Origin of the sequence: Saccharothrix sp. ST-888 (genome assembly GCF_000955975.1) — a bacterium.
Classification (GTDB): domain Bacteria; phylum Actinomycetota; class Actinomycetes; order Streptomycetales; family Streptomycetaceae; genus Kitasatospora.
This window is the reverse complement of sequence record NZ_JYJF01000001.1, coordinates 44,513-67,547: the sequence shown is the minus strand read 5'-3', so window position 1 is coordinate 67,547 and position 23,035 is coordinate 44,513. Positions and strand designations below refer to the sequence as shown.

18 protein-coding genes are annotated in these 23,035 nt (G+C 73.3%); 6 read left to right on the top strand and 12 right to left on the bottom strand.

Going from position 1 to position 23,035, the window contains the following annotated elements:
* Positions 1 to 242: 242 nt before the first annotated feature.
* Positions 243 to 968 (bottom strand): DUF4232 domain-containing protein, encoded by a 726-nt coding sequence (locus tag UK12_RS00285; RefSeq protein ID WP_052681248.1) that lies wholly within the window; start codon positions 966 to 968, stop codon positions 243 to 245.
* Positions 969 to 1,468: 500 nt separating this feature from the next.
* On the opposite strand from UK12_RS00285, the gene UK12_RS00275 reads away from it, so the two are divergent.
* Positions 1,469 to 3,475 (top strand): hypothetical protein, encoded by a 2,007-nt coding sequence (locus UK12_RS00275; RefSeq protein ID WP_156178467.1) that lies wholly within the window; start codon positions 1,469 to 1,471, stop codon positions 3,473 to 3,475.
* Positions 3,476 to 3,488: 13 nt separating this feature from the next.
* On the opposite strand, the gene UK12_RS00270 is transcribed toward UK12_RS00275, so the two are convergent.
* The 4 genes from UK12_RS00270 to UK12_RS00255 all read right to left on the bottom strand — a co-directional run bounded on the left by UK12_RS00270 (position 3,489) and on the right by UK12_RS00255 (position 8,339).
* A complete protein-coding gene (locus tag UK12_RS00270) occupies positions 3,489 to 4,871 on the bottom strand; it encodes a S53 family peptidase (protein WP_045298116.1) in 1,383 nt (460 codons plus the stop codon).
* Between the two features lie 205 nt (positions 4,872 to 5,076).
* Positions 5,077 to 5,835: a 3-oxoacyl-ACP reductase FabG gene (gene fabG / locus UK12_RS00265; RefSeq protein ID WP_045298113.1), complete on the bottom strand. Its 759-nt coding sequence runs from the start codon at positions 5,833 to 5,835 to the stop codon at positions 5,077 to 5,079.
* A gap of 73 nt (positions 5,836 to 5,908) precedes the next feature.
* A complete protein-coding gene (locus tag UK12_RS00260; RefSeq protein ID WP_045298110.1) occupies positions 5,909 to 7,096 on the bottom strand; it encodes a thiolase family protein in 1,188 nt (395 codons plus the stop codon).
* A gap of 79 nt (positions 7,097 to 7,175) precedes the next feature.
* On the bottom strand, positions 7,176 to 8,339 hold the full coding sequence (locus tag UK12_RS00255; protein ID WP_045298108.1) for an acyl-CoA dehydrogenase family protein: 1,164 nt from the start codon (positions 8,337 to 8,339) through the stop codon (positions 7,176 to 7,178).
* Positions 8,340 to 8,519: 180 nt separating this feature from the next.
* Here UK12_RS00255 and UK12_RS00250 point away from each other — a divergent pair, with 180 nt between their 5' ends.
* On the top strand, positions 8,520 to 9,164 hold the full coding sequence (locus tag UK12_RS00250) for a TetR/AcrR family transcriptional regulator (protein ID WP_045298106.1): 645 nt from the start codon (positions 8,520 to 8,522) through the stop codon (positions 9,162 to 9,164).
* A gap of 194 nt (positions 9,165 to 9,358) precedes the next feature.
* Here UK12_RS00250 and UK12_RS00245 read toward each other — a convergent pair whose 3' ends face one another.
* The 6 genes from UK12_RS00245 to UK12_RS00220 form a co-directional block, all read right to left on the bottom strand.
* Positions 9,359 to 10,780, bottom strand: coding sequence for a sugar porter family MFS transporter (locus UK12_RS00245; RefSeq protein WP_231590973.1), 1,422 nt, complete (start codon positions 10,778 to 10,780; stop codon positions 9,359 to 9,361).
* Positions 10,781 to 10,929: 149 nt separating this feature from the next.
* Complete coding sequence (gene egtD, locus UK12_RS00240; RefSeq protein ID WP_045298105.1) at positions 10,930 to 11,913, bottom strand: L-histidine N(alpha)-methyltransferase; 984 nt, start codon at positions 11,911 to 11,913, stop codon at positions 10,930 to 10,932.
* A 61-nt stretch (positions 11,914 to 11,974) separates the two neighbouring features.
* Positions 11,975 to 12,715: an ergothioneine biosynthesis protein EgtC gene (gene egtC, locus UK12_RS00235; protein ID WP_045298103.1), complete on the bottom strand. Its 741-nt coding sequence runs from the start codon at positions 12,713 to 12,715 to the stop codon at positions 11,975 to 11,977.
* The gene (gene egtB / locus UK12_RS00230) at positions 12,715 to 14,052 is read right to left on the bottom strand and encodes an ergothioneine biosynthesis protein EgtB (RefSeq protein WP_045298102.1); all 1,338 of its coding nucleotides are present in this window, start codon (positions 14,050 to 14,052) and stop codon (positions 12,715 to 12,717) included. Before egtB ends, egtC begins: the two co-directional genes overlap by 1 nt.
* Positions 14,046 to 15,410 carry an ergothioneine biosynthesis glutamate--cysteine ligase EgtA gene (gene egtA / locus UK12_RS00225; RefSeq protein WP_197084428.1) on the bottom strand — a complete coding sequence of 455 codons (1,365 nt, stop codon included), beginning with the start codon at positions 15,408 to 15,410 and terminating at the stop codon, positions 14,046 to 14,048. Before egtA ends, egtB begins: the two co-directional genes overlap by 7 nt.
* A gap of 218 nt (positions 15,411 to 15,628) precedes the next feature.
* Positions 15,629 to 16,759, bottom strand: a complete 1,131-nt coding sequence (locus tag UK12_RS00220) for an aminotransferase class I/II-fold pyridoxal phosphate-dependent enzyme (RefSeq protein ID WP_045298101.1) — start codon at positions 16,757 to 16,759, stop codon at positions 15,629 to 15,631.
* Positions 16,760 to 16,898: 139 nt separating this feature from the next.
* Between UK12_RS00220 and UK12_RS00215 the strand changes: the two genes are divergently transcribed.
* The 3 genes from UK12_RS00215 to UK12_RS00205 all read left to right on the top strand — a co-directional run bounded on the left by UK12_RS00215 (position 16,899) and on the right by UK12_RS00205 (position 20,820).
* A complete protein-coding gene (locus UK12_RS00215) occupies positions 16,899 to 17,456 on the top strand; it encodes an antibiotic biosynthesis monooxygenase (protein WP_045298099.1) in 558 nt (185 codons plus the stop codon).
* A gap of 299 nt (positions 17,457 to 17,755) precedes the next feature.
* Positions 17,756 to 18,562: an SAM-dependent methyltransferase gene (locus UK12_RS00210; protein WP_045298097.1), complete on the top strand. Its 807-nt coding sequence runs from the start codon at positions 17,756 to 17,758 to the stop codon at positions 18,560 to 18,562.
* Positions 18,559 to 20,820 (top strand): putative bifunctional diguanylate cyclase/phosphodiesterase, encoded by a 2,262-nt coding sequence (locus tag UK12_RS00205; protein ID WP_197084427.1) that lies wholly within the window; start codon positions 18,559 to 18,561, stop codon positions 20,818 to 20,820. The genes UK12_RS00210 and UK12_RS00205 overlap by 4 nt, the downstream gene beginning before the upstream one ends.
* 404 nt (positions 20,821 to 21,224) lie before the next feature.
* Here UK12_RS00205 and UK12_RS00200 read toward each other — a convergent pair whose 3' ends face one another.
* A complete protein-coding gene (locus tag UK12_RS00200) occupies positions 21,225 to 21,890 on the bottom strand; it encodes a GTP cyclohydrolase II (protein ID WP_045298096.1) in 666 nt (221 codons plus the stop codon).
* 234 nt (positions 21,891 to 22,124) lie between these two features.
* Here UK12_RS00200 and UK12_RS00195 point away from each other — a divergent pair, with 234 nt between their 5' ends.
* Positions 22,125 to 23,033, top strand: coding sequence for an NADP-dependent oxidoreductase (locus UK12_RS00195; RefSeq protein WP_045298095.1), 909 nt, complete (start codon positions 22,125 to 22,127; stop codon positions 23,031 to 23,033).
* Positions 23,034 to 23,035 lie beyond the last annotated feature (2 nt).

The window sequence follows — 23,035 nt, the reverse complement described above, 5'->3', positions numbered from 1 at the left end:
GAACGTGCTCAGGCAGGTGTACGGCTGCGTTCCCGGTCTTCGTTGGCCTCAGGCTGGCGGCAGGCGCCCCCGACTCGGTACCTGCACGTGATTGCTCTCGGCGGACCGACCCGATCAGTGCCCACGGACCGCGGAATCTCACACTTCCGCGGGAACCCCTGCTCGCGAGATCGCGGACCCTGCACCCGGGCCGGGTTGGCGCACCGGGTGCCGGAGCCGGTGCCGGTGTGTGCGCTGCCGGTTCAGCGGGGGCTGGACCAGGCGCTGATGCCCAGCTTTCCGGTGGTGCCGAGGTCCATCAGGATGGTGATGCTCTGTGCCCGGGCGCCGGGACGAGGCGTGATCTCCAGGTGACTTCCGTTGACCGGAGCGGAGTTGACCTCCGTCACGGTGTTCCTCCAGGCCAGCCCGAACACCGCGCGCTCGCCGGGCTTCAGGGTCAGCGGTGTGGGTCCGGCGTCGAAGCGGTCGATGACGGCGATGGCGGAGGCGCCGTGGCTGACCGCGATGTCGAACGGCTCCCGCTGGTCGTCCAGGACGCGGACGGTCGGGTAGCCGTTCAGGGCGTAGGGCCGAGTGCCGCAGTTGGTCAACTCGACGGTCAGGGCGCGCAGTCCCATCGCCGCGTCGGGCTCCCCGGCCCGGAGGGCGACCCCCGAGGCCGGGCACGGTTCGGCGGTGACGGGGGCGGCACTGGGGGTCACTCCGTACGGGACACCCGACGTATCGAGCGTATCGGCGTGGACCCGCGGGAACGGCGCGGTAGCCGCCGTGCCCGAGGCCGACCGGCCGGGGACGGTGGGCGCGGACACGGCGCGGGCGGATGCGGTGGGCGCAGGCCCGTCGGCTGCCGGCCCGGTCGCGGCCGAGGACTTCGACCCGCAGGCGGTGAGCAGACCGGCCGCCGAGAGCAGCAGGCCCGCGGCGGCGAGCGAGGTCCGGCGAGTCCTGACCGCTGTCGTATCCATCTGCTCATCGTGTCACAGTCCTTGACTCTCCCTTTGCCCGATGTGATGAAGTGCCTCCTCCGAGGGCGTCGACGACCCGGGACCGAGGAGCCTGGTGGTGTGCCAGGAGGACGGCTCTGCCACCTGTTCGTCGTGGCCGACCGGATCCGGTATCCAGGGCGTCCGATCTCGCGTTCGAATCGTCCGATCCGGCGTTCGGGCCCTCGGGCCTGCCGTTCGGACACCTTCCGCCGGCACGCCGGGCAACGGCGGCGCGCGTCCGTCCGCAGCGGCGCGATCGAGGGGCCCGGCCTGGCTCGCCCGTGGGATCACACCGTAAGGTGGCGAGATCGCGCGTGGTGAAGGGCACCACGGCGGGAGATACGGACCTCGCGTGAACCGCGGGGCGGGGCGGGAGACCGGCGGTGGCGGACCTCACATCGACCTCCGGGAGTGGCAACAGGCCTCCCGGCACTGGCGATACGGCCCCGCTTCCCCCGTACCCCACGGCCCCGCCGGCCGTGCCGGGTCCGCCGAACCCGCCGGGCCCGCCGACCCTGCCGGCTGTTCCGGCCGGGTGCGCCGAGGCGCAGCCGTACCAGGGGGAGGCCGGGCCGACGGTGGAGCGCACCGCCGTCCTGCCGCCTGGCCCCGACGGTCCGGACGGGCCGATGCCCTCCACCGGGTGGACCGGCTTCATGCCCGTGATCCGGCCCCAGCAACCGGCCCCCGCCGTGTCCGCCGCGCCTGCCGCGCCCGTCGGTTCGGTGGCGGTGGGAGCGAGCCCGGGGCTCGGCGGTGGGCCGCGCGGCCGGATCCTGGTGGTCGAGGGCGGTTACGGTGCGTCAGGCCGGCGCTCCTGGGGGCGCAGCGGTTCGGCGCAGGCGCCGGTGCTCTCGGCGATGCTGGCCGGTGTCTCGCCGTCGATCCTGCTGGCGGCGGACGCCGTGGACGCCGTCCACCTGCCCGGCGCCAGTGACCCGCAGAGCGTTCTCGCCCACCTCAGGGCCGCCGCCCGCCATGCGGGACCGCTGCTCGTCCACCTCGGCGGCCACCTGATCGCCGACCGGCGCGGCGGCCAGCTCTACCTGACGCTGCGTGACTCCAAGGCGGGCACGATCCGCCAGGACGGCCTGCCCTGGTCGGCCGTCGCGGCGGAACTGCGGCACCGCCCGGCCGAGTGGGACACCCTGGTGATCGCCGACCTGAGCGCGGACCAGGCCGTCTGGCCGCAACTCCAGAGCACCATCTCCCCGTTGACGGACGGTGTGCCGCTCTGGGCGGTCGTCGCCCCCGACCCGGAGCAGATCGGCACCTTCACCCGCGCGTTGACAGAGGCACTGCACGGCGGCCGTCCGGGGGCGGAGCCCGTCCTGACGCCGGAGCAGCTGCGCCAGCAGGTGCACTCGGTGCTGCGGCCCGACGTGATCATCCACAGCTCGCACCCGGCCGACCGGCCGCTGTTCCGCAACACCGCCCGCCACTTGGGCGAGGCGGAGCCCCGGCCGTACGACGGGCCGCGCCCGGCCGCGGTGCTGCCGAAGCCGCCCGCGCGGGTGGCCCGGCAGCGCCAGGCGGCGGCGAACCGGGTGATCCTGTCCAAGGGCGCAGCGGAGGCCGGGGCGCCGGAGCCGACGATGCAGCGGGCGGCGTCGCGCAAGCCGGTCTCACTGCTCAAGCCCGGTGTCCCGCCGACGCCGCCCCGTCCGGTGCGCCCGGTCTCCCTGCTGAAGGTGGCGCCGCAGCAGGTGCTTGATGCGCCATGGTCCGAACCCGCCGAGGCGGGAGTGCCCTCGGTGAGCCTGTCCAAGGCCGGCCCGCTCCCCGTGGCGGCGGATCCGGCGCCGCAGCCCGAGCCGCTACCCGAGCCGCAGCCCGAGTCGCTGCCGGAACCGCAGCCGTACGAGCGCGCCGAGCCCGCCGCCCTGGTCGACCTGGGGAAGTCACCGGCCCCGGCCCCGGAGCCGGCCCCCGAAGCCGTGCCGGACAACCCCGTCGACACCTCCGTCGCGGCCTCCGCCCAGGCCGCCGTGGAGCCGGAGCCGGCCCCGGCCCCGGAGTCGGCCCCCGAGGCCGATCCGCTCGCCGGGTACCGCGAGGCGATCGCCCGCATCGTCCGCAGCGCCGACGCGGGCGAGCACGAGAGCGCCACCGAGCTGGCGCTCGAACTGGAGCGACAGGCGGTGTCCACCCACGGACCGGTCGCACCGGCGGTCCTGCAGGTCCGTCAGGTCCGCGCCCACGTGCTGCGGCTGTCGGGCCGCCCGGAGCTGGCCGCCGAGCTGTACCGCGAGGTGGCCCTGACGCTGCTCCGTGCCGAGGGGCCCGAGCATCCGGAGACCCAGCGGGCGGCGACCAACGCGGAGGCGTGCTGGCGCTCGATCAAGGACCGGACCGAGGCGATCAGGGTGGCACCGGAGATCATCGAACTCCGCGCCTACCTGCCGGGGCCGGACGGCCGCAAGCTCCGCGCGGCCGAGCGCTACCTCAAGCAGCTGGTGACCGCCGAGATAGAGACCCAGCTCTGACCCGGCCGCCCCGTCAGCGCCCGGCGATGGAGTGCACGAACCGGGCCCCGTCGATGGTGCCCAGCCCGCTCGCCAGGTCGTAGCCCCGTACGGCCTGGTAGCCGTCGACGCCGCCCCAGGAGTTGTTGCCGGCCGTCACGTCGACGATGCCGCTCTGCCGTGCGGGCAGCCGACTCAGGCTGTACATCCGCCAGTTGAGCTGCCCGAGGCGGTGCCCGGCGAGTTGGTCGGCGAGTGCGACGATGCCCGAGAAGATCGGGGTGGCCTCGCTGGTGCCGCCCGTGAGGTGCCAGCCGGCCTGGTGCGGGTCGTAGGACTCGTACGTCCAGGCCGCGCCGTCCACCGCCGCGCTCATGCTGATGTCGGGGGTGCCCCGGTGGTCGCCGGTGACCTGGGCGACTCCGGCCTGGTACCAGGGGCGGGCGAAGACGCCCGAGATGCCGCCGCCACCGGCGCCGTACTTGTCGTTCCAGACCCGGTCGGGCGCGGTGCGGTTGCCGCTGTCGTCCAGGGTGAGCTGGGTGCCGCCGACCGAGGTGACCAGCGGGTCGGAGGACGGCCAGGAGTCCACCCGGTACGGGTAGAGGCTGCCCGCGGCCGCCGTGGAGTCGGTGGAGTCGGTGGCGCCGTTGTCGCCGGAGGCGGCGAGCACCGTGACGCCGTGCTGGGCGGCGGCCTTGAAGGCGTACCGCAGGTCGGTGAGGGAGCTGAAGGCACCCTGGTCGAAACCGGGGAAGGTGTTCTCGGTGGCGCCGAAGCTCTGCGAGACGACATCAGCCCGGCCGGCGTCGATCAGGGCCTTCTCGGCGTCCATCATCTCCGGCAGGCCGGTCACCCCCTCGGTCTCGGCCACCGGGGTCTCGACCAGCACGATGTGCGCGTCCGGGGCGATGGCGTGGGCGTACTCGACGTCCAGGGTGCTCTCGCCGGCCCAGCCCAGGTGCTCCTGGTTGGCGGGGTCGAAGGGCGGCACCTTGCCCCACTTGACCACCTCGACCTCGGTGTCGGGGATGCCCCACTGCCGGTCGAACGTCTCCAGGTCGTGCTGGATGGTCGGCGAGCCGAAGGAGTCCACGATCACGATGGTGCGGCCCTTGCCGGTGATGCCCTCCCGGTAGAGCGGGTCGAGGTGGTACGCCGCGCGGTACTGGAGCGGTGAGTAGCAGTGCAGGCCGACCTTGGCGACGCAGGCCGAGGTGGCCATCGGCGCGCTCAGCCCGAGGGCGCTGATGTGCCCGGCGGAGGCCGGGCGGACGTGCACCGCTGCGGGGGCGGCCGTGGCCCTGCCGCCCGGGCCGGTGCCGGCGGTCAGTGCGGCGGCTCCGGCGGCGAGCAGCGCCGCGGTGCGGACCGCGGTGGAGTGGCGGGGACCGCGGCCGGCGGGAAAGGCACCCATGGGACTCCTTCGGAGCGACGGTTCGACACGGACTCCGACCGTGGACGGTCGGCCCCGTCATCTCATCGGTCCGGGGCCGGTCGGGCCATAGTCGGATCGGAGGTGCCGGGTGGCCCCTACCGGCCACCTGAATAGGTAAAGGCCGACCCCGGTCCTGGTAACGCCACACCGGGATCGGCCATCCGACGGACAGCCCGTCACCTGTTCAGCGCGCTCCGCCGTTCACGTACAGGGTCTGGCCGCTGACGTAGGAGGCGTCCTCGCTCGCCAGGAAGGCGACCACGGAGGCGATCTCCTCGGGCTGTCCGACCCGGCGCAGCGGGGTGCGCTCGGCGACCTCGGCCTGGTGCGACTCGGGCGTGGCGCCGACCCGCTCGGCGGTGGCGGCGGTCATCGAGGTGGCGATGTAGCCGGGGGCCACCGCGTTGACGTTGACGTTGAAGGGCCCCAGCTCGATCGCCAGCGTCGCCGTCAGCCCCTGGATGCCCGCCTTGGCGGCGGCGTAGTTGGCCTGGCCCCGGTTGCCGAGCGCCGAGCGCGAGCTGAGCGAGACGATCTTGCCGTACTTCTGCTTCACCATGTACTTCTGCGCCACGTGGCTGCAGTTGTAGGCGCTGGTCAGGTTGACCGTCAGGACGGCGTCCCAGTCCGCCTTCGGCATCTTGAAGAACAGGTTGTCCCGGGTGATTCCGGCGTTGTTGACCAGGATGTGGATCCCGCCCAACTCCTCGGCCACGGCGGCGAACACCGCCTCCACCGCGTCGTAGTCCGCCACGTCGCAGCCGTACGCCCGGGCCGTCCCGCCCTTCGCGGTGATCGCCTCGGCCGTGCCCTGCGCCCGCTCGGCCGTCAGGTCCACCACGGCGACCGTCGCCCCCTCCTCGGCCAGCCGCAGCGCGGTCGCCGCGCCGATCCCCTGCGCCGCGCCGGTGACCACGGCGATCCTGCCTGCAAAACGTGCCATGCCAACTCTCCTCGGTAGCTCAGTCTCTGTGAACGTGACCGGGCGGGCGCCCGGAGCCTGCGGACCCGGACGGTCAGACACTCTCGACCACGACGGCGCTGCCCTGACCCACGCCCACGCACATCGTGGCCAGGCCGCGCCGGGCGCCGGTGCGCCGCATCCGGTGCAGCAGGGTGGTGAGGATACGGGCCCCCGAGCCGCCCAGCGGGTGGCCGAGCGCGATGGCGCCGCCGCTCGGGTTCACCAGTTCCGGGTCGAAGCCCAACTCCCGCACACAGGCCAGTGCCTGGGCGGCGAACGCCTCGTTGAACTCGGCCTCCTCGATGTCCGGAACCTGCCAGCCGACCCGGCCGAGCAGCTTGCGGGTCGCGGGGACCGGGCCGATGCCCATCACATCCGGGTGCACCCCGGCCGAGGCCCCGCCGACGTACCGGCCGAGCGGCTCCAGCTCCAGCTCGCGCAGCGCCTCTTCGCTCACCAGCAGCAGCCCGGCCGCGCCGTCGTTCATCGGCGAGGCGTTGCCCGCGGTCACCGTGCCGCCCTCCCGGAAGACCGGCTTCAGGCGGCCCAGCTTCTCCAGCGTGGTGTCCTCGCGGATGCTCTCGTCCTGGCCGACGGTCACCCCGTCCGGCCGCAGCACGGGCAGGAGTTCGGCGTCGAAGTGCCCGTCCTTGCGGGCGAGGGCCGCCCGCTGGTGGCTGCGCAGCGCGAACTCGTCCTGCTGCTCCCGGGTGACGCCGTACCGGGTGGCGACCTCCTCGGCGGTATCGCCCATCGAGAGCACGCCGTGCAGCTCGGTCATCCGGGGGTTGGTGAGCCGCCAGCCGAGCCGGGTGTCGTAGGTCTCGATCCGGTGCGGCAGTGCCTCGTCGGGGCGGGGGAGCACGAACGGGGCGCGGCTCATCGACTCGCAGCCGCCCGCGATCACGATCTCGGCCTCGCCGGAGCCGATCGCCCGCGCGGCCGTGGTGACGGCCTCCATGCCGGAGGCGCAGAGCCGGTTGAGCGTGGCGCCGGGCACGGTGTCCGGCAGCCCGGCGAGCAGGACGGCCATCCGGGCGGCGTTGCGGTTGTCCTCCCCGGCCTGGTTGGCGGCGCCCCAGTAGACGTCGTCGATCCTGGCCGGGTCCAACTGCGGTACCTGGTCGAGCAGTCCGCGCAGGACGCCGGCCGACAGGTCGTCGGGCCGTACGGTGGACAGCGCGCCGCGCAGCCGCCCGATCGGGGTGCGGCGGGCGGCGGCGAAGTAGACGGGACGCACTTCTTCGGGCTCCTCTACTGTCTCTGCAGATTCTGCTGGTGGGTCCGGGGGTGCTGGTGGGTCCGGGGCTGCGGGTGCTTCAGAACGCGTTGATGCCGGTCAGCGCCCGGCCGATGAGCAGCTTGTGGATCTGGCTGGTGCCCTCGTACAGGGTCATCACCCGGGCGTCGCGCAGCTGCTTGCCGACGGGGTACTCGTCGATGAAGCCGTAGCCGCCGAAGACCTGGAGGGCGTTGTTGGCGGCCCGGACCGCGGCCTCGGAGGCGAACAGCTTGGCCACCGAGGACTCGGTGGCGAAGGGCAGGCCGCGCTCGATGTGGTCGGCGACCCGCCAAGTCAGCAGCCGGGCCGCCTCGACGTCCACCGCGATGTCGGCGAGCAGCTCCTGCACCAGCTGGTGGGAGGCGATGGGCTTGTTGAACTGCTCGCGCTCCTTGGCGTAGGCGACCGCCGCCTCCAGGCAGGCGCGGGCGATGCCGACGCAGCCGGCCGCGACCGACATCCGGCCCTTGGCGAGCGCGGCCATCGCCACCGTGAAGCCCTTGCCCTCCGCCCCGAGCCGGGCGCTGTCGGGCACCCGTACGCCGTCCAGCGACAGTTCTGCGGTGGCCTGGCCGCGCAGGCCCAACTTGCCGTGTATCTCCCGGCGTTCGAAGCCCGGCAGGTCGGTGGGGACCAGGAAGGCGGTCACCCCGCGATGGCCCTGCCGGTCCGGATCGCTGCCGCCGGTGCGGGCGAAGACCAGCGCCACGTCGGCCCAGGTGCCGTTGGTGATGAACATCTTGGCGCCGGTGATCAGCCAGCTATCGCCGTCCCGGACCGCCCGGGTGGTGAGGTTGGCGGCGTCCGAACCCGTGCCCGGCTCGGTCAGCGCGAAGCAGGCCAGCGCCTCGCCCGAGGTCAGCCTCGGCAGCCAGTACCGCTTCTGCTCCTCGGTGCCGAAGGCGTTGACGGACTTGCCCACCAGACCGAGCGAGACCGAGACGATCCCGCGCACCGCCGAGTCGCCCCGGCCCAGCTCCTCCAGCACCAGGCAGTACGCCAGGTGGTCGCCGCCGCTGCCGCCGTACTCCTCGGGGATGGTCAGCCCGAGGAAGCCGAGCTCGGCCAGCTTGCCGATGACCGTGCGGTCCACCGACTCGGCGCGGTCCCAGGCGGCGGCGTGCGGCACGATCTCGCGGTCGGTGAACTCGGCGGCCAGCTTGCGTACGGCGGCCTGCTCCTCGGAGAGTTCCAGGTTCATCGCAGTGGTCCCTCGTTCTCGTCTCTTCCTTGCCCGAAAGGGCGGAACGAATAAACTAGCGGTGCAAGTTTTTCCTGGACTGTAGCCCGCCGGACCCGGCTCTGGGAAGAGGCGCCCGGCGGACGGCTGCGAGAATGACCCGCCGAACACACATCCGTCACACATCCGCAGGAGGCGATGATGGCGCGCCCGCGCACCCCGCTGCTCAGCCGCGACCGCATCGTGACGGCAGCGCTCGCGCTCGTCGACGCCGAGGGCCTCGAAGCGCTCTCCACCCGCCGCCTGGCGGCCGAGCTCTCGGTCAGCGGGCCCTCGCTCTACAACCACTTCGCCACCAAGGACGAACTGCTCGACGCCGTGGTGGACACCGTGATGGGCGAGGTCGACCTCGGCATGTTCGGCGCCGGCGGCGGGACGGACTGGCGCGGCGCCCTGCGCGACTGGGCCCGCTCCTACCGCGCCGCCCTCTCCGCCCACCCCAACATCGTCCCGGTGCTCGCCCAGGGGCCGGGCCGCCGGCCCAACGCGCTGCGCCTCGCCGACGCGGTCTTCGGCTGCCTGGTGGACGCGGGCTGGCCGCGCGGGCAGGCGACCCGGATCGGCGCGCTGATGCGCTACTTCATCACCGGCTCGGCGCTCGCCTCCTTCGCCGCCGGGTTCCCCGAGGACGCCCGGCTCTACGCCGCCGAGTACCCGCACCTCGGCGAGGCCCACCTGCTCGCCGAACACCGCCGCAGCATCGACGACGGAGCCTTCGAGACCGGACTCCAGGCGCTGCTCGACGGCCTCGCCCTCCGCTTCCCCGCCCCGGAGGCCACGGGGTGAGGCGGCGGTCCCGGCCGGTTCACCAGGGGATGGGCCCGGTCCTGGCAGCGGTGCGAGTCGCCTGATCGGCCGCCGACAGGTCCAGGGCCTCCGCGCGCGCCGGCAACTCCCGGATTTCGCACGGGTGGGACCGGGGACGCACGAGGGGCCCGCACCCCGTGGTGCGGGCCCCTCGGTGGGCGTGGGCGGGCGGGTCAGCCCATGTCCTCCAGGCGGATGCCCTTGGTCTCCTTCATGAAGCGGGCCACGAAGACGATCGACAGCGCCGCGAACGCCGCGTAGATCGCGTACGTCGCCGAGAGGTTCCAGCGGGACATCGACGGGAACGACACCGTGATCGCCCAGTTGGCGACCCACTGCGCCGAGGCGGCGACCGACAGGGCGGCGGCGCGGATCCGGTTCGGGAACATCTCGCCGAGCATCACCCAGACCACCACACCCCAGGACAGGGCGAAGAAGAGCACGAAGGCGTTGGCGGCGACCAGGGCCACCGTGCCCTGGAGGTCCGGGATGTGGACGTTGCCGCCGCTGCCGGTCGCCGAGCTGAACGCCCAGGCCGCCGCGCCCAGCGAGACGGCCATACCGGCCGAGCCGATGATCGCGAGCGGCTTGCGGCCGATCCGGTCGACCAGCAGGATCGCGACCACGGTACCGACGATGTTGATGATCGAGCTGGAGAAGCTGATCAGCAGCGAGCTGCTCTGGTCGATGCCCACGGACTGCCACAGGATCGACGAGTAGTAGAAGATCACGTTGATGCCGACGAGCTGCTGGAAGACCGAGAGCCCGATACCGACCCAGACGATCGGCAGCAGACCGAAGCGGCCGCCGAGCAGGTCCTTGAAGCGCGGCCGGTGGTCGGAGGCGATCAGGCCCTGGATCTCGGCGATCCGCGCGTCGGCGTCGACGCCCTCGCCCTCGACCTCGCGGAGCACCGTGCGGGCGTCGGCCAGCCGGTCCGCGGAGATCAGGTAGCGCGGCGACTCGGGGATCATCGAGGCGAGCACGAAGTAGACCACGGCCGGGACCACGCAGATCCCGAGCATCCACTGCCAGGCCTCCAGGCCGAGCAGGCGGCCGCGGGTGTCACCGCCGGCCGACTCCGCCAGCACCCAGTTGACCAGCTGCGAGATGGCGATGCCGAGCACGATCGCGGCCTGCTGGAAGGAGGCCAGCCGGCCCCGGTACCTGGTCGGCGCGACCTCGGCGATGTAGGTCGGGGCGATCACCGAGGCGATGCCGATCGCGGCGCCGCCGAGCACCCGCCAGAACGCCAGGTCCCAGGCGGCGAAGGGCAGCATCGAGCCGACCGCGCTGATGGCGAACAGGACGGCCGCCACCTTCATGACTCGAATGCGGCCGTAGCGGTCGGCGAAGCGCCCGGCCAGTGCGGCGCCGACCGCGGAGCCCAGCAGCGCGGAGGAGACGATCAGGCCGGTGACACCGTCGCCGATGCCGAACCGGTCCTGGATCCCGGTGACCGCGCCGTTGATCACGGAACTGTCGTAACCGAACAGGAAGCCACCGAGAGCGGCGGCTGCGGTGATGAAGACGACGAAGCCGAGCCGGTCCGGGGCCTGCGCCCCGGACCGTTGGGGCTGCTGGGTGACGCTCACGATGTGACTCCTGTACTCAACGCTGAGGCGCTGAGATAGTAACCGCATCGTTTAAAGCTTGTACATCAGACCCTGGCTGTCGTCGCATTCTCTTCAAGACTTGAACAAAGACTTTCCATCAGACCCACTGGGCGGCCGGCCCGCCGCCGTCAGGCGTGCGCCCCGACCGGTTCCGCCAGCGACAGCCCGAACCGCCCCTGCTCATCGGTCCACCACTCGGTCAGCCGGAACCCGGCCGCCGTCAGCTCGTCGGCCACCCGGGACCGCCGGAACTTCGCCGAGACCTCCGTCCGCAGTTCCTCGCCCTCCTCGAAGTGCACCGGCAGGCTGAGCGCACCCACCTTCACCGTCTGCGGCCGGCGCGAACGCAGCCGCATCTCGATCCACTCGGCGGCCGGGTCCCAGAGCGCGACGTGCTCGAACTGCTCCGGGTCGAAGTCCGCCGACAGCTCGCGGTTCACCACGGCGAGCACGTTCCGGTTGAAGGCGGCCGTCACCCCCGCCGCGTCGTCGTACGCGGCGACCAGCACGGACGGCTCCTTGACCAGGTCGGTGCCGAGCAGCAGCGCGTCGCCGGGCTCCAGTTCGCGGCGCAGCGCGGCGAGGAACTCGGCCCGCTCGGCGGGCAGCAGGTTGCCCAGGGTCCCGCCGAGGAAGGCGACCAGCCGAGGCCCGTTGCCGGGCGGCAGCCCGAGGCCCTGGGTGAAGTCGGAGACGATCCCGTGCACCGCGAGGCCCGGGTACTCCCTGGTGAGGGCCTGCCCCGCCGCCGCCAGCGCGCTCTCGCTGACGTCCACCGGTATGTACGCCCGCAGGCTGCCCACGTCGCGCAGCGCGTCCAGCAGCAGCCGGGTCTTCTCGGAGGAGCCGGATCCCAGCTCCACCAGGGTGCGGGCCTTGGTGACGGCCGCGATCTCCCGGGCGCGGGCGGTCAGGATCTCCCGCTCGGCCCTGGTCGGGTAGTACTCGGGCAGCCGGGTGATCTCCTCGAACAGCTCGCTTCCCCGGGCGTCGTAGAACCACTTCGGCGGCAGCCACTTGGGACTCGCGGTGAGACCGCGCTGCACGTCGTGCCGGAGTGCGCGGCTGAAGTGGTCGGCCGGAAGCAGTCGGGTGAGGTCGAAGGTGCCCATGGTGCGGAATTCCTCTCACGGTGCTGTGGATCGAGCAATGTCCATGGAGTGGGGCCGGTACTCAGCCGAGGGGCCGGACGGTCACGCCGCCGCGGTCGGCGAGCAGCAGCGACCGGTCCGGCGGACGGATCCAGCCGGGCAGGTCGTCGTACGGCTCCGAGGCGAGGACCACCGAGTCGGGGCCCGTCCGGTAGCAGAGGCTGTCGCCCCAGACCGTGGCGGCGATCGAAGTCCCGTCGGTGAGCAGCAGGTTGAGCCGGGCCTCGGCGCAGTGGTCCGCGGTCTCCCGGACGGTACGGGCGAGGGCGGTGTCCAGCGGGTCGCCCGCGCGCAGCCGGTGCAGGGTGAGCGCCCAGAGCAGCGCGGAGTCGCTGCCGGCCGCCAGGTCCAGCAGTTCCTCGGGCGGCAGCGCGGCGGCCAGTTTGCCGAACTGGTGCGGCCAGCCGGGCAGCGCGCCGTTGTGGCTGAACAGCCAGCGCTCGGCGCCGAACGGTGCCGCCGCCGCCTCGCCCGCCGCGCAGCCGTCGGTGGCGGAGCGTACGGCGGCGAGCAGGGCGCCGGTCCGCACCACCCGGACGAGGTCGGCGAAGGAGGGGTCGGCCCAGATCGGCCCGGCCCGCCGGTAGCGCGCCGGGACCGGGTCGTGGTCGGCGTACCAGCCGACGCCGAAGCCGTCCACGTTCATGCTGCCGTACTGCTGCAGGCGCGGCGCCCAGGACTGCCGGGACAGGCTCGCCGGCGGGTCGAGCACCAGCTGCCCGATCGCCACCGGCGGCCCCAGATAGGCGAGATGGCGGCACATCAGGTCTCGTCCACCGAGACGGCGGTGCGGAAGCCGGAGAAGATCTGCCGCCGGATCGGGTAGTCCCAGTTGCGGAAGGTCCCCCGGCAGGCCACCGGCGCGACGGCGAAGGAGCCGCCGCGCAGCACCTTGTACTCCGGGCCGAAGAAGACGTCGGAGTACTCCTTGTACGGCCAGGCCCGGAAGCCCGGGTACGGCAGGAAGTCGCTCGCCGTCCACTCCCACACGTCGCCGATCAACTGCCGTGCCCCGTAGGGCGACTCGCCCGCCGGGTAGCTGCCGGCGGGCGCCGGCTGGAGGTGGCGCTGGCCCAGGTTGGCCCGGTCGGCGGTGGGTTCGGCGTCGCCCCACGGGTAGCGGCGGGAGCGGCCGGTGGCGGGGTCGTGCCGGGCGGCCTTCTCCCACTCGGCCTCGGTCGGCAGCCGCCGCCCGGCCCAGCGGGCGTACGCGTCGGCCTCGTACCAGCACACGTGCAGCACCGGTTCGTCCCCGGGCACCGGTTCGGTCACCCCGAAGCGCCGGCGCAGCCACCGGCCGCCCTCGCGCTGCCAGAACAGCGGGGCTTGGAGGCTGGCCCGCCGGCGGTGCTCCCAGCCCTCGGGCGTCCACCAGTGCGGGTTGTCGTAGCCGCCGTCCGCGATGAACTCCTGGTAGGCGGCGTTGCTCACCGGGGCGGTGTCCAGCCGGAAGGCCGGGAGCGAGACCTCGTGGGCGGGGCGCTCGTTGTCGAGCGACCAGGGTTCGGTGTCGGTGCCCATGGTGAACGGGCCGCCGGGGACGAGGACTTCGGCGGGCAGCCGCCCGAGATCGGCGGCCGGCGGCGGGGGAGCGGACAGGGCGGCCGGGCCCGGCCTGAGCTGATGGGTGATCAGCATGGTCTCGTCGTGCTGCTGCTCGTGCTGGGCGATCATCCCGAAGGCGAAGCCCTCGTCCAGCAGCGGCACCCCTTCGAGCGGACTGGCGGCGAGCAGGTCGAGGACCCGGCCGCGCACCTCGTGCGCGTAGGCGCGGGCCTCGGCCGGGGGAAGCAGCGGCAGCGTGGGGCGGGCGGCACGCGGGTGCTCGAACGCGTCGTAGAGGGGGTCGATCTCGGGGTGCATCGGATCGCGGCCGCCGACGTTGCGCAGCAGCCAGAGCTCCTCCTGGTTGCCGATGTGCGCGAGGTCCCAGACCAGCGGCGACATCAGCGGGGAGTGCTGGGCGGTCAGCTCCCGCTCGTCCACGCAGTCGGTGAGCGCGGCGGTCCGGGCACGGGCGGCCAGCAGCTCGGCGGCTATCCGCTCGCGCAGCGGTTCGGGGCCGGTGCGCTCCGGCGGGAGACGGTCGGCGTTCAGCATGGTGCGGTCTCCAGGGGGACGGGGTGGACACCTGCCCGCAGGGCGTCCAGCTGGTCGTCGGCGGGACATCGGCCCCGCGCGGGGTAGCGTTCGGCGAACTCGGTGAGCGCGGCGCGCAGCCGGCCGCTGCCGGGGCGGCGGGCGAGGGCCTGTTCGGCCGCGCCGAAGCAGGTCAGTGCGGCCCGGCGCAGCGCGGGGTCGGCCATGGCCAGGGTGGCGGCCCGCCGCCACAGCTCGGAGCGCGGCGGCAGCAGGCTGGAGGTGTCGAGCACCTCCAGCGCGCCGAGCGCGGTGTCGGCGGCGACCGGGTCGTCCAGCAGCCCGGTGACCAGCGCGAGCGGGGCCAGCCAGCCGTTGCCCGGCTGGGCGTCGATCATGCGAAGTTCCAGGTGACCGCGCGGGCGGACCGGCGGGAACAGCGTGGTGCAGTGGTAGTCCAGGTCGGCCAGGGTCGGCGGGCGCTCGCCGTCGCCGCGCAGCCATTCGCGGAAGGTGCACCCGGTGGGGGCGGCCCAGGAGCGGCCGTGGTCGCGGCGGACGCAGAGCAGCTCGGCGTCCAGGACGTAGCGGGCCCAGTTCCCGCGCGGGTCGCCGTCGGCGAGCCGCGGTGCCAGGGTCCGGGTCGGGTCCATCCGGGACCAGACCATCTGCCGGGTGGAGCGGTGACCGGTCGGTTTGCCGTCCAGTAACGGCGAGTTGGCGAAGGCGGCGACCAGCACCGGGCCGAGCCGGTGCAGCAGCTGCCAGCGCGCCGCGTACGAGGACGGGCCGCGCGCGGTCCCGGCGTCCACGCAGACCTGGAGGGACGCGGTGCCGCACATCATGATCCGGCCCCACGGGCCGGTGCGGTCGAAGTGCCGCTCCATCGCCAGATAGCGGGGGTGGGAGAGCTGCATCAGCCGCTCGCGCGCCAGCGGATCGGTACCCGAACCGGTGAGGCGCAGGCCCTGGGCGGCGAGGGCGGCCCGCAGGGTGCCCTGGTCGAGCAGCAGGCCCTCGGCGCAGTCTCCGGGGCTGTCGGAGGGCGGGGAGCTGAGCTCGACCTGCCCTCCGGGTTCACGGGTGAGACGGGAACCCGCGGGGAACAACGGGCCGTCCGAACCGGGGTGTTCGCCGTCGGGATCGGTGGGCAGTGCCGCCAGGGCCTGCTCCAGCCGGTGCGGCGCCACCGCTGAGCCGGGGTTCTCGGCGTCGTGGACGAACCACTCCGCCTCCACGCCCACCAGCCTGGGCGGTCCGATCTTGAAGCAGATCGCGGCCAGATGACCCTCCGCGTTCGCCTCGGTCAGCGGCGGCACATCCGTGCGCGGGGGTATGTCCGTCAGTGGGTCTGTCAGCGTTTCGGTCAGCGGGCTCACCTCGGTCGGTGGTGGGGGCTGCGCTGTCGGGGGCGCCTGTTTCGGTCGTACGGCTGTCACCGGACTCACCATCCTCAAGCCGCGGTCGCGGCCCGGTTCTCCTGCCTCAGTCTGCTACGAATCAAACATCTGCGCCGACCGGTTCGTGCTCGGCTCCGGCGAAGCAGCAGGTCAGTGCCGGGGCACCGGAACCGGTCAATCCCGGTGCGCGGAGCCGGTCAGCGCCCGGGGACAGGATCGGTCAGACGGGTGAGCGCGGCCTCGAGCAGCGGCCGGGGCAGGGCGTAGTTGAGCCGCAGGCACCCGCGTCCCAGCAGACCGAAATCGGTGCCGTCCGAGAGCTCCACGCCCCGCTCCGCCAGCAGGACCTCACGGGCCCGGTCGGCCGGCAGACCCAGCGCGGCGGCGTCCAGCCAGACGAGGTACGAGGCCTCGGGACGGGAGAGCAGCGCGCCGTCCGGCAGCGCGGCCAGCACCAGGTCGCGGGCGGCGACCAGCCCGCCGAGCAGGCCGTCCAGCCACGGGCCGCCGTGCCGCAGCGCGGCCCGCTGCACCACCTGTTCGAGCAGACCGCCCTCCCAGAGGCCGTAGCCCGCCATGAGGGCGGTCAGCCGCTCCCGCAGGCCGGGGTCCGGGACCAGGGCGAAGCAGCTCGGCACACCCGAGGTGTTGAACGTCTTGCCGACCGAGTTCAGCGTCACCACATGCCGAGCCGCCTCCCCGGCCACGGCGACGGCCACCGGCTGCGACAGCCCGTGGTCGGGATGGACCAGATCCCCGTGCACCTCGTCCGAGACCAGCAGCCCGCCGGCCGCGGCGGCCGCCCGGGCCAGGGCCCGGATCTCGTCGGCGGTCCAGACCCGCCCGGACGGGTTGTGCGGGCTGCTCAGCACGATCAGATCGGTGCCGTCCCGGGTGAGCCCGGCCACCGGCAGCCGGTAGCCGAGCCCGTCCGCGGCCAGCGGAACCGGGCGGCACCGCAGCCCGGCCGCGTCGCAGATCTGACGGAATCCGATCCACTCGGGTGCGGGAAACGCCACCGGCCTGCGGGGTGCGGCCACCTCGAACAGCAGCCGCAGCGCGGTCCGGGGACTGAACGGCAGCAGCAGCACCCAGTCCGGGTCCACCACCACCTCGTGCCGCTCCAGGTACCAGGCCGCGACCAGCTCCCGCCCGGCCGGGTCGCAGACCGTGTACCCGTACGCGGGGTGCCGGGCCCGCTCGGCCAGCGCCGCACCGATCTCCGGTGGGCCGGGCAGGTCCATGTCCGCCAGCCCGAGCGCGATCCGCCCCGCCCCGGCACGGGCCCACTTGATGCTTCCGGTACCGCTCCGGTCGAACCCCTCCACCAGACCTCCCCAGGGGACGGCTGCCTGCCGGACCACACGCTAACCCCCGTGCGGCCCCGAGGTGTTGTCCACGGCCCGAACGGGCTCGCGGGAGACCGCGCGCGGTGCGTACGCTGCGAGGTTCGAAAGGGGAGGGATCATGAACGAGATCAGGCACGCGGGGGACGAAGTCACCCTCTTCGTAGCACGCCGGGTGGAGCCGGGACACGAGGAGTCCTTCGAAGGGTGGGCCCGGGCCATCCTCGACAGGGCCACCGCACACCCGGGCAACCTCGGCACCGGCCTGCTGCGCCCCGCCGGGCCGGGCGAGCCCTGGCACCTGCTGCTGCACTTCCAGGACGACGCGGCCTTCGAGTCCTGGCAGCAGTCGCCGGACCGGGCCGAGTGCTTCGCCAGGATGGACGGGCACCATGTCGAGGTGGCCCGCCGCGAACTGCACGGCATGGAGGGCTGGTTCGCCACCACCCCGGCCGGGGCCAAGCGCACCCCGCCGCCGCGCTGGAAGATGGCCGTCGCCTCCACGCTCGCCATCGCACCGCTCACCGTCAGCGCGAGCCTGCTGGTCACACCCCACCTGACGGACCTGCCGGTGGTCCCGCGCACCCTCCTGATGGCACCCGTCATCAGCGTCCTGATGACCTACCTGGCCCTCCCCGCCGTCACCCGCACCCTCCGCCGCTGGCTCTTCCCGACCTGACCCCGCAGGGGCGGCACTCCAGACGCGAGCACTTCAGGGGCTGCACTTCAGGGGCGCGGGGAACCGCGCGACCAGCCCGAACCAGCGGTGCACGGCTCTCGCGCAGTTCCCCGCGCCCCTGGGGTGTGCCTGGCTTACGGGTCGCCGACATGTGAACGGACTCACCGGGTTGCCCGCGCAGTTCCCCGCGCCCCTGGTGGAAATCGCACCATTTGGGCCACTCGGCTTGCAGGCAGCGAATGATGATAGGAAGATCTCGATGCCTTACTGTCCGCTCCAGCTCCGGAAGGGTTGCCGCCATGGGACGACCGAACTGGGTCCCCGCCGGAACTGATCTCGACAAGCCGAACGCCGCCCGGGTCTACGACTACTACCTCGGCGGCTCCCACAACTTCGAGGCCGACCGCGAGATGGCCCGCCGGGCCATCGAACTCTGGCCCGACCTGCCCGCCATCATGCGCTCCAACCGGGCCTTCCTGCGCCGGGCGGTCCAGCACGTCGCCGAGGCGGGCATCAGCCGCTTCCTGGACATCGGCTCGGGCATCCCGACCTTCGGCGCCGTCCACGAGATGGCCAGGGGCATCCGGCCCGAGGCCCGGGTGGTGTACGTGGACCGCGACCCGGTCGCGGTGGCGCACAGCCGCCTGCTGCTGGCGGACGACCTGCTGAGCGAGGTGGTCGAGGCCGACCTGCGCTCGGTCGAGGACCTGCTCGCCCGCCCCGAGGTCGCCGAACTGCTGGCTGCGGGCGAACCCGTCGCGGTGCTGCTGGTCGCGGTGCTGCACTTCATCACGGACGACGACGAGCCCGCCAGGCTGGTGTCCACGCTGCGCGACGCCCTGCCGCCGGGCAGCGCGCTGGTGCTCAGCCACGCCTCGATGGAGGGCCGCCCGGACCAGGCGGGACCGCACCAGGACCTCTACCGGCGCACCCCGACCCCGCTCACCATGCGCGGCCGCGACCGGATCGTGGAGCTGTTCGACGGCTTCGATCTGGTCGAACCGGGAGTGGTCTACCTGCCGGAGTGGCATCCGGACAACCCCGAGGGGATCGGCCCGCACCCGGAGCGGATGTCCGGTATGGCCGGAGTCGGGTTCCTGCGGTGAGCACGGCTCCGCCTGAGGGGACCGTCCCGCCCGAGCGGCACGGTCGGACGGGCGGACGCGACCGCACCGGCGGGCACGACAGCACAGACCTGCACCACCCGACCCTCCCCACTCACCCGTCCCATCCGGGCCACCCGCACCAGGGCCGCCCGGACACCCGGCCGGACCGCTACGAGAGCGCGACCCGCTTCCACGAGGAGTGGGCCCGGCTGCTCCAGGCCGGCCACGGTGTGGCGATCCACCCCGGCATCCTGCGCCGGCTGGTCTCCCGGACGGCGGGGCTGCTGCACCGCGCGCAGCTGGAGCAGCCGTTCCGGCCGGACTTCGCCGCCGAGGCGGGCGCCCTGCTGGTGGACGCCCGGTTCACCGACCCGGCGGTACTGGCCCGCGCGGTCGAGCTGCTCCAGATCCAGCCGCTGGACGGGCGGGGCCCGGCGCTCTGCGGCGCCTTCGCGGCAGGCTGGGCGGCGGCGCTGCGCGAACGGACCCTGCGCGAGCAGGAGGCCATCCGGCTGGCCGCCGACACCGCGCGCCAGGAGATGGAGAAGGCCCTGCGCGCCTCCGAGGCGCGGTTCCGGGCGCTGTTCGAGAGCGCGGCCATCGGCATCGGCCTCGGCGACGTGGACGGCAACATCCTGGCGGTCAACCGTGCCCTCCAGGAGCTGTTCGGCGCCCGCCCCGAGGACCTCCAGGGGCGCCGGGTCGGCGATCTGGTGCACCCCGAGGACACCCCCGGCGTCTGGGAGGCGTACGAGGAGCTGATCTCCGGCAAGCGGGACTACTTCCAGTTCGACAAGCCGTACTACCGGCACGACGGCGAGGTGGTCTGGACCCATCTGACCGTCTCGCTGATCCGGGACGACGACGGCAAGCCGGTCTACCAGGTGGCCATGCTGGAGGACATCTCCGACCGCTACCGCCTCCAGGAACGGCTGCGCCACCAGGCCACCCACGACCCGCTGACCGGGCTGCCGAACCGGGTGGCCTTCTTCGAACGCCTGGAGAAGCTCTTCGAGGAGCCCGAGCCGGGCGCCCGTTTCGGCCTCTGCTACGTGGACCTGGACGGGTTCAAGGTGGTCAACGACAGCCTCGGCCACGACACCGGCGACCAGTTGCTGGCGGCGGTGGCCGGTCGGCTGGAGGCCGCGCTGACCCCGCTCGGCCACCTGGTGGCGCGGCTCGGCGGCGACGAGTTCGTCGTCCTGCTGGAGAACTGCCGGGGTGAGCAGGAGGCGGTCGCGGCGGCCAAGACGGTACTGGCGGCGCTCGCCAAGCCGGTGCTGATCGGGGACCACCGGCTCGCGGTCGGCGCCAGCGTGGGCGTGCTGGAACGGCGGGTCGCCACCACCACGCCGGGCGCGGCCGTCCGGGCCGCCGACCTGACGCTCTACCGGGCCAAGGAGGCCGGGCGCGGCCGCTGGACGCTCTTCGACCCGACCGAGAACGCCCGCGCGGTCAGCCGCTACACGGTCTCGGTCCGGATGCCCGTGGCCCTGGACCGGGGCGAGTTCTTCATCGACTACCAGCCGCTCTGCTCGCTCGCGGACGGTTCGCTGGTCGCGGTCGAGGCGCTGGTGCGCTGGCGGCACCCGGAGTTGGGCGTGCTCGGCCCCGAGGAGTTCATCGGGATCGCCGAGGAGACCGGCCTGATCATGCCGCTCGGGCGCTGGGTGCTGGAGCAGGCGTGTACCCAGGCTGCCGCCTGGGTACGGGAGTTCGGTGACGCCGCCCCGCAGCTGAACGTCAACCTGGCGGTCCGGCAGGCCCGCAGCGCCGGACTGGTCGGCGACCTGGAGCGGATCCTGCGCTCCACCGGACTCAGCCCGGACAAGCTCCAGTTGGAGATCACCGAGTCCACCGTGGTCGGCCCCGAGGACGAGGCGCTCAAGTCGCTGCACGCGGTGGTGGACCTGGGAGTCTCGCTGGCGGTCGACGACTTCGGCACCGGCTGGTCCAACCTCGCCTACCTGCGTGACCTCCCGGTCTCCGGTCTGAAGATCGCCGGCTCCTTCGTCGGCGACCTGCACGACCCCGGCAAGGACACCCACCTCGGCTGGCGGATCATCAGCGGACTGGTCTCGCTCGCCCACAGCCTGGGCCTGACCGTCACCGCCGAGGGCGTCGAGAACGGGGCCGACGCCGACCGGCTGCGCCTGATGGGCTGCGACTGGGCCCAGGGCTGGCACTTCGGCCGCCCCGCCCGCCCGGCCGACATCGCCCGCCGCATCGCCGGGAGCAAGCTCCCGCCGCGTCCCTGAGCGGTCCGGCCCGCACCGTGCGTAGGCCGATGCCCACCCTGCTCGTATCGGTGAAAGCCCATCCTGCCGTATCGGTAAAAACCGGGACAGAATCCCTTGACGCGGTGTGAAGGATCTGCCAATGATGGAGCTCGGCGCCGCTCCCGAGTGCACTTGCCCGGAGCGTGGAGGCTCGCCGGACGCCCACGCAGACCCACCGCCCAGACGGTGCGTCCTACCGCTCACCGCCCGGCCCGGGTACGCCCTCGGGTGTCGGCGTGCCCGTCGTGGGACACCCCTGGACCACCGCGACGCCTGGTGCGCTTCCCGTGTCGGGTCGGCAGCGCACCGGCGTCCGCGGGTTCCCGGTGGCCGGCCCCCTACCGAGCGGTGCCGGGCCCGGACGGGTCGCTGGCGGGAGCGGCTCAGGCGCCGACCGGCAGCAGCGGGAGGCCGTGGCCCCGGGTCAGCTCGGTGCCGGCCGCCTTGGTGTGCAGGTAGCGGACGTTGCTCTCGGAGAGGTGCACGCCGGTGGGGACGCGTTCGGTGACCGCGATGCCCAGCGCGGTGAGCTGGGCCGCCTTGTCGGGGTTGTTGCTGAGCAGGCGGATGCCGGTGGCGCCGAGGGTGGTGAGCATCTGGGCGGCCGCGGTGTAGTCGCGGCCGTCCTCCGGCAGGCCCAGGGCGGTGTTGGCCTGGTAGGTGTCGAGCCCGGAGTCCTGCAGGGCGTAGGCGTCCAGCTTGTTGTAGAGGCCGATGCCCCGGCCCTCCTGGCGGAGGTAGAGGAGGTAGCCGCCGCTCTCCGCGATCCGCTCGGCGGCCTCGCGCAGCTGGGGGCCGCAGTCGCAGCGGTCCGAGCCGAAGACGTCGCCGGTGAGGCACTCGGAGTGCAGGCGGACCAGGGGCGTGTCGGTGGGCTCGCCGAGGCGCAGGGCGAGGTGTTCGGCGCCGTCGGCCAGGCCGTGGAAGGTGTGGACCTCGGCCTCGACGCGGTAGCCGTCGCCGAAGGTGAGCGGGATGCGGACCTGGGAGCGGACGGTGGCCGGACCCGGCCGGGAGCCGTGCTGCTGCTGGTGCTCGGGGTGGGGCATGCCGGGCCTCCGGTGGTCGCCAGGTGGCGGGGCGCCACGTGGTAGGTCGCAAGTGTTTCGAACTTGAAACGGCTCGTCGGGCTCGACCGTACACTGTAGTTCGAATTTGAACAACTATGATTTCTCCCGGCTCCGCGCCCGGTCCGACAGCCCCGTTCGGCTCAGCATCCCCGTCCGCCCGTGCGACCCCGCACGCAAGCTGGTGGAGGGGTGCTGCCGAGCGTAAGGAAGAGCATGTCCAAGGCATTCGGATTCGTGGCCTACGGCGGGCCGGAGAACCAGGAGCTACTCGACCGTCCCACCCCTTCGCCAGGCCCGGGTCAGCTGCTGATCGCGGTCCGGGCGGCCGGGGTGAACCCCGTGGACTGGAAGATCCGGCAGGGCTATCTGGGCACCGGGCAGCCGCTGCCCGCCGTGCTCGGCTCCGAGGCGTCCGGGGTGGTGCAGGCCCTGGGCGCGGGCGTCGAGGGCTTCGCGGTCGGCGACGAGGTGTTCGGCAGTGCCGTGGCCGGCGGCTACGCCGAGCACACCCTGCTGGACGCCGCGACCACCGCGCACAAGCGGCCCGACATCAGCTTCGCGCAGGCCGCGGCGCTGCCGGTGGCCGCGGCGACCGCGTACGACGCGCTGCGGCAGCTGGATCTCACGGCGGGGCAGACGGTGCTGATCCTCGGTGTCGCGGGCGGTGTCGGCAGCGTCGCCGCCCAGCTCGCCAAGGGGCACGGGCTGACCGTGCTCGGCACGGCGGGGGACCGCAACCGGGCCTACGTGGAGTCGCTCGGCGCCACCCAGATCCGGTACGGCGACGGCGTGGCCGACCGGATCAGGGCCGTCGCTCCGGACGGTGTGGACGGCATCGTCGACCTGGTCGGCGGCGACGACGCGCGGGCCGTCGCGCCGCTGCTCCGCGACCCGGCCAAGCTGGTCTCCGCCGTCGACCCGACCACCGCCGCCGAACTCGGCGGTGCGTTCGTCCGGCGCAGCCGCACCGCCGACACCCTCGAAGCGCTGGCGAAGCTGGTCGCCTTCGACGCGCTCGACCAGCACATCGCCGCGACCTACCCGCTGGAAGACGCCGCCCGCGCCCTCGCCGAGGTGGAGTCGGGCCACGTCCGCGGCAAGCTCGTCCTCGACCTCGGCTGATC

What these genes read in the sequence shown, in the direction of transcription:
- UK12_RS00285 (WP_052681248.1), bottom strand. Translation starts at nt 968, where the DNA reads ATGGATACGACAGCGGTCAGGACTCGCCGGACCTCGCTCGCCGCCGCG.
- UK12_RS00270 (WP_045298116.1), bottom strand. Translation starts at nt 4,871, where the DNA reads ATGGGTGCCTTTCCCGCCGGCCGCGGTCCCCGCCACTCCACCGCGGTC.
- fabG (WP_045298113.1), bottom strand. Translation starts at nt 5,835, where the DNA reads ATGGCACGTTTTGCAGGCAGGATCGCCGTGGTCACCGGCGCGGCGCAG.
- UK12_RS00255 (WP_045298108.1), bottom strand. Translation starts at nt 8,339, where the DNA reads ATGAACCTGGAACTCTCCGAGGAGCAGGCCGCCGTACGCAAGCTGGCC.
- UK12_RS00250 (WP_045298106.1), top strand. Translation starts at nt 8,520, where the DNA reads ATGGCGCGCCCGCGCACCCCGCTGCTCAGCCGCGACCGCATCGTGACG.
- egtD (WP_045298105.1), bottom strand. Translation starts at nt 11,913, where the DNA reads ATGGGCACCTTCGACCTCACCCGACTGCTTCCGGCCGACCACTTCAGC.
- egtC (WP_045298103.1), bottom strand. Translation starts at nt 12,715, where the DNA reads ATGTGCCGCCATCTCGCCTATCTGGGGCCGCCGGTGGCGATCGGGCAG.
- egtB (WP_045298102.1), bottom strand. Translation starts at nt 14,052, where the DNA reads ATGCTGAACGCCGACCGTCTCCCGCCGGAGCGCACCGGCCCCGAACCG.
- UK12_RS00215 (WP_045298099.1), top strand. Translation starts at nt 16,899, where the DNA reads ATGAACGAGATCAGGCACGCGGGGGACGAAGTCACCCTCTTCGTAGCA.
- UK12_RS00210 (WP_045298097.1), top strand. Translation starts at nt 17,756, where the DNA reads ATGGGACGACCGAACTGGGTCCCCGCCGGAACTGATCTCGACAAGCCG.
- UK12_RS00200 (WP_045298096.1), bottom strand. Translation starts at nt 21,890, where the DNA reads ATGCCCCACCCCGAGCACCAGCAGCAGCACGGCTCCCGGCCGGGTCCG.
- UK12_RS00195 (WP_045298095.1), top strand. Translation starts at nt 22,125, where the DNA reads ATGTCCAAGGCATTCGGATTCGTGGCCTACGGCGGGCCGGAGAACCAG.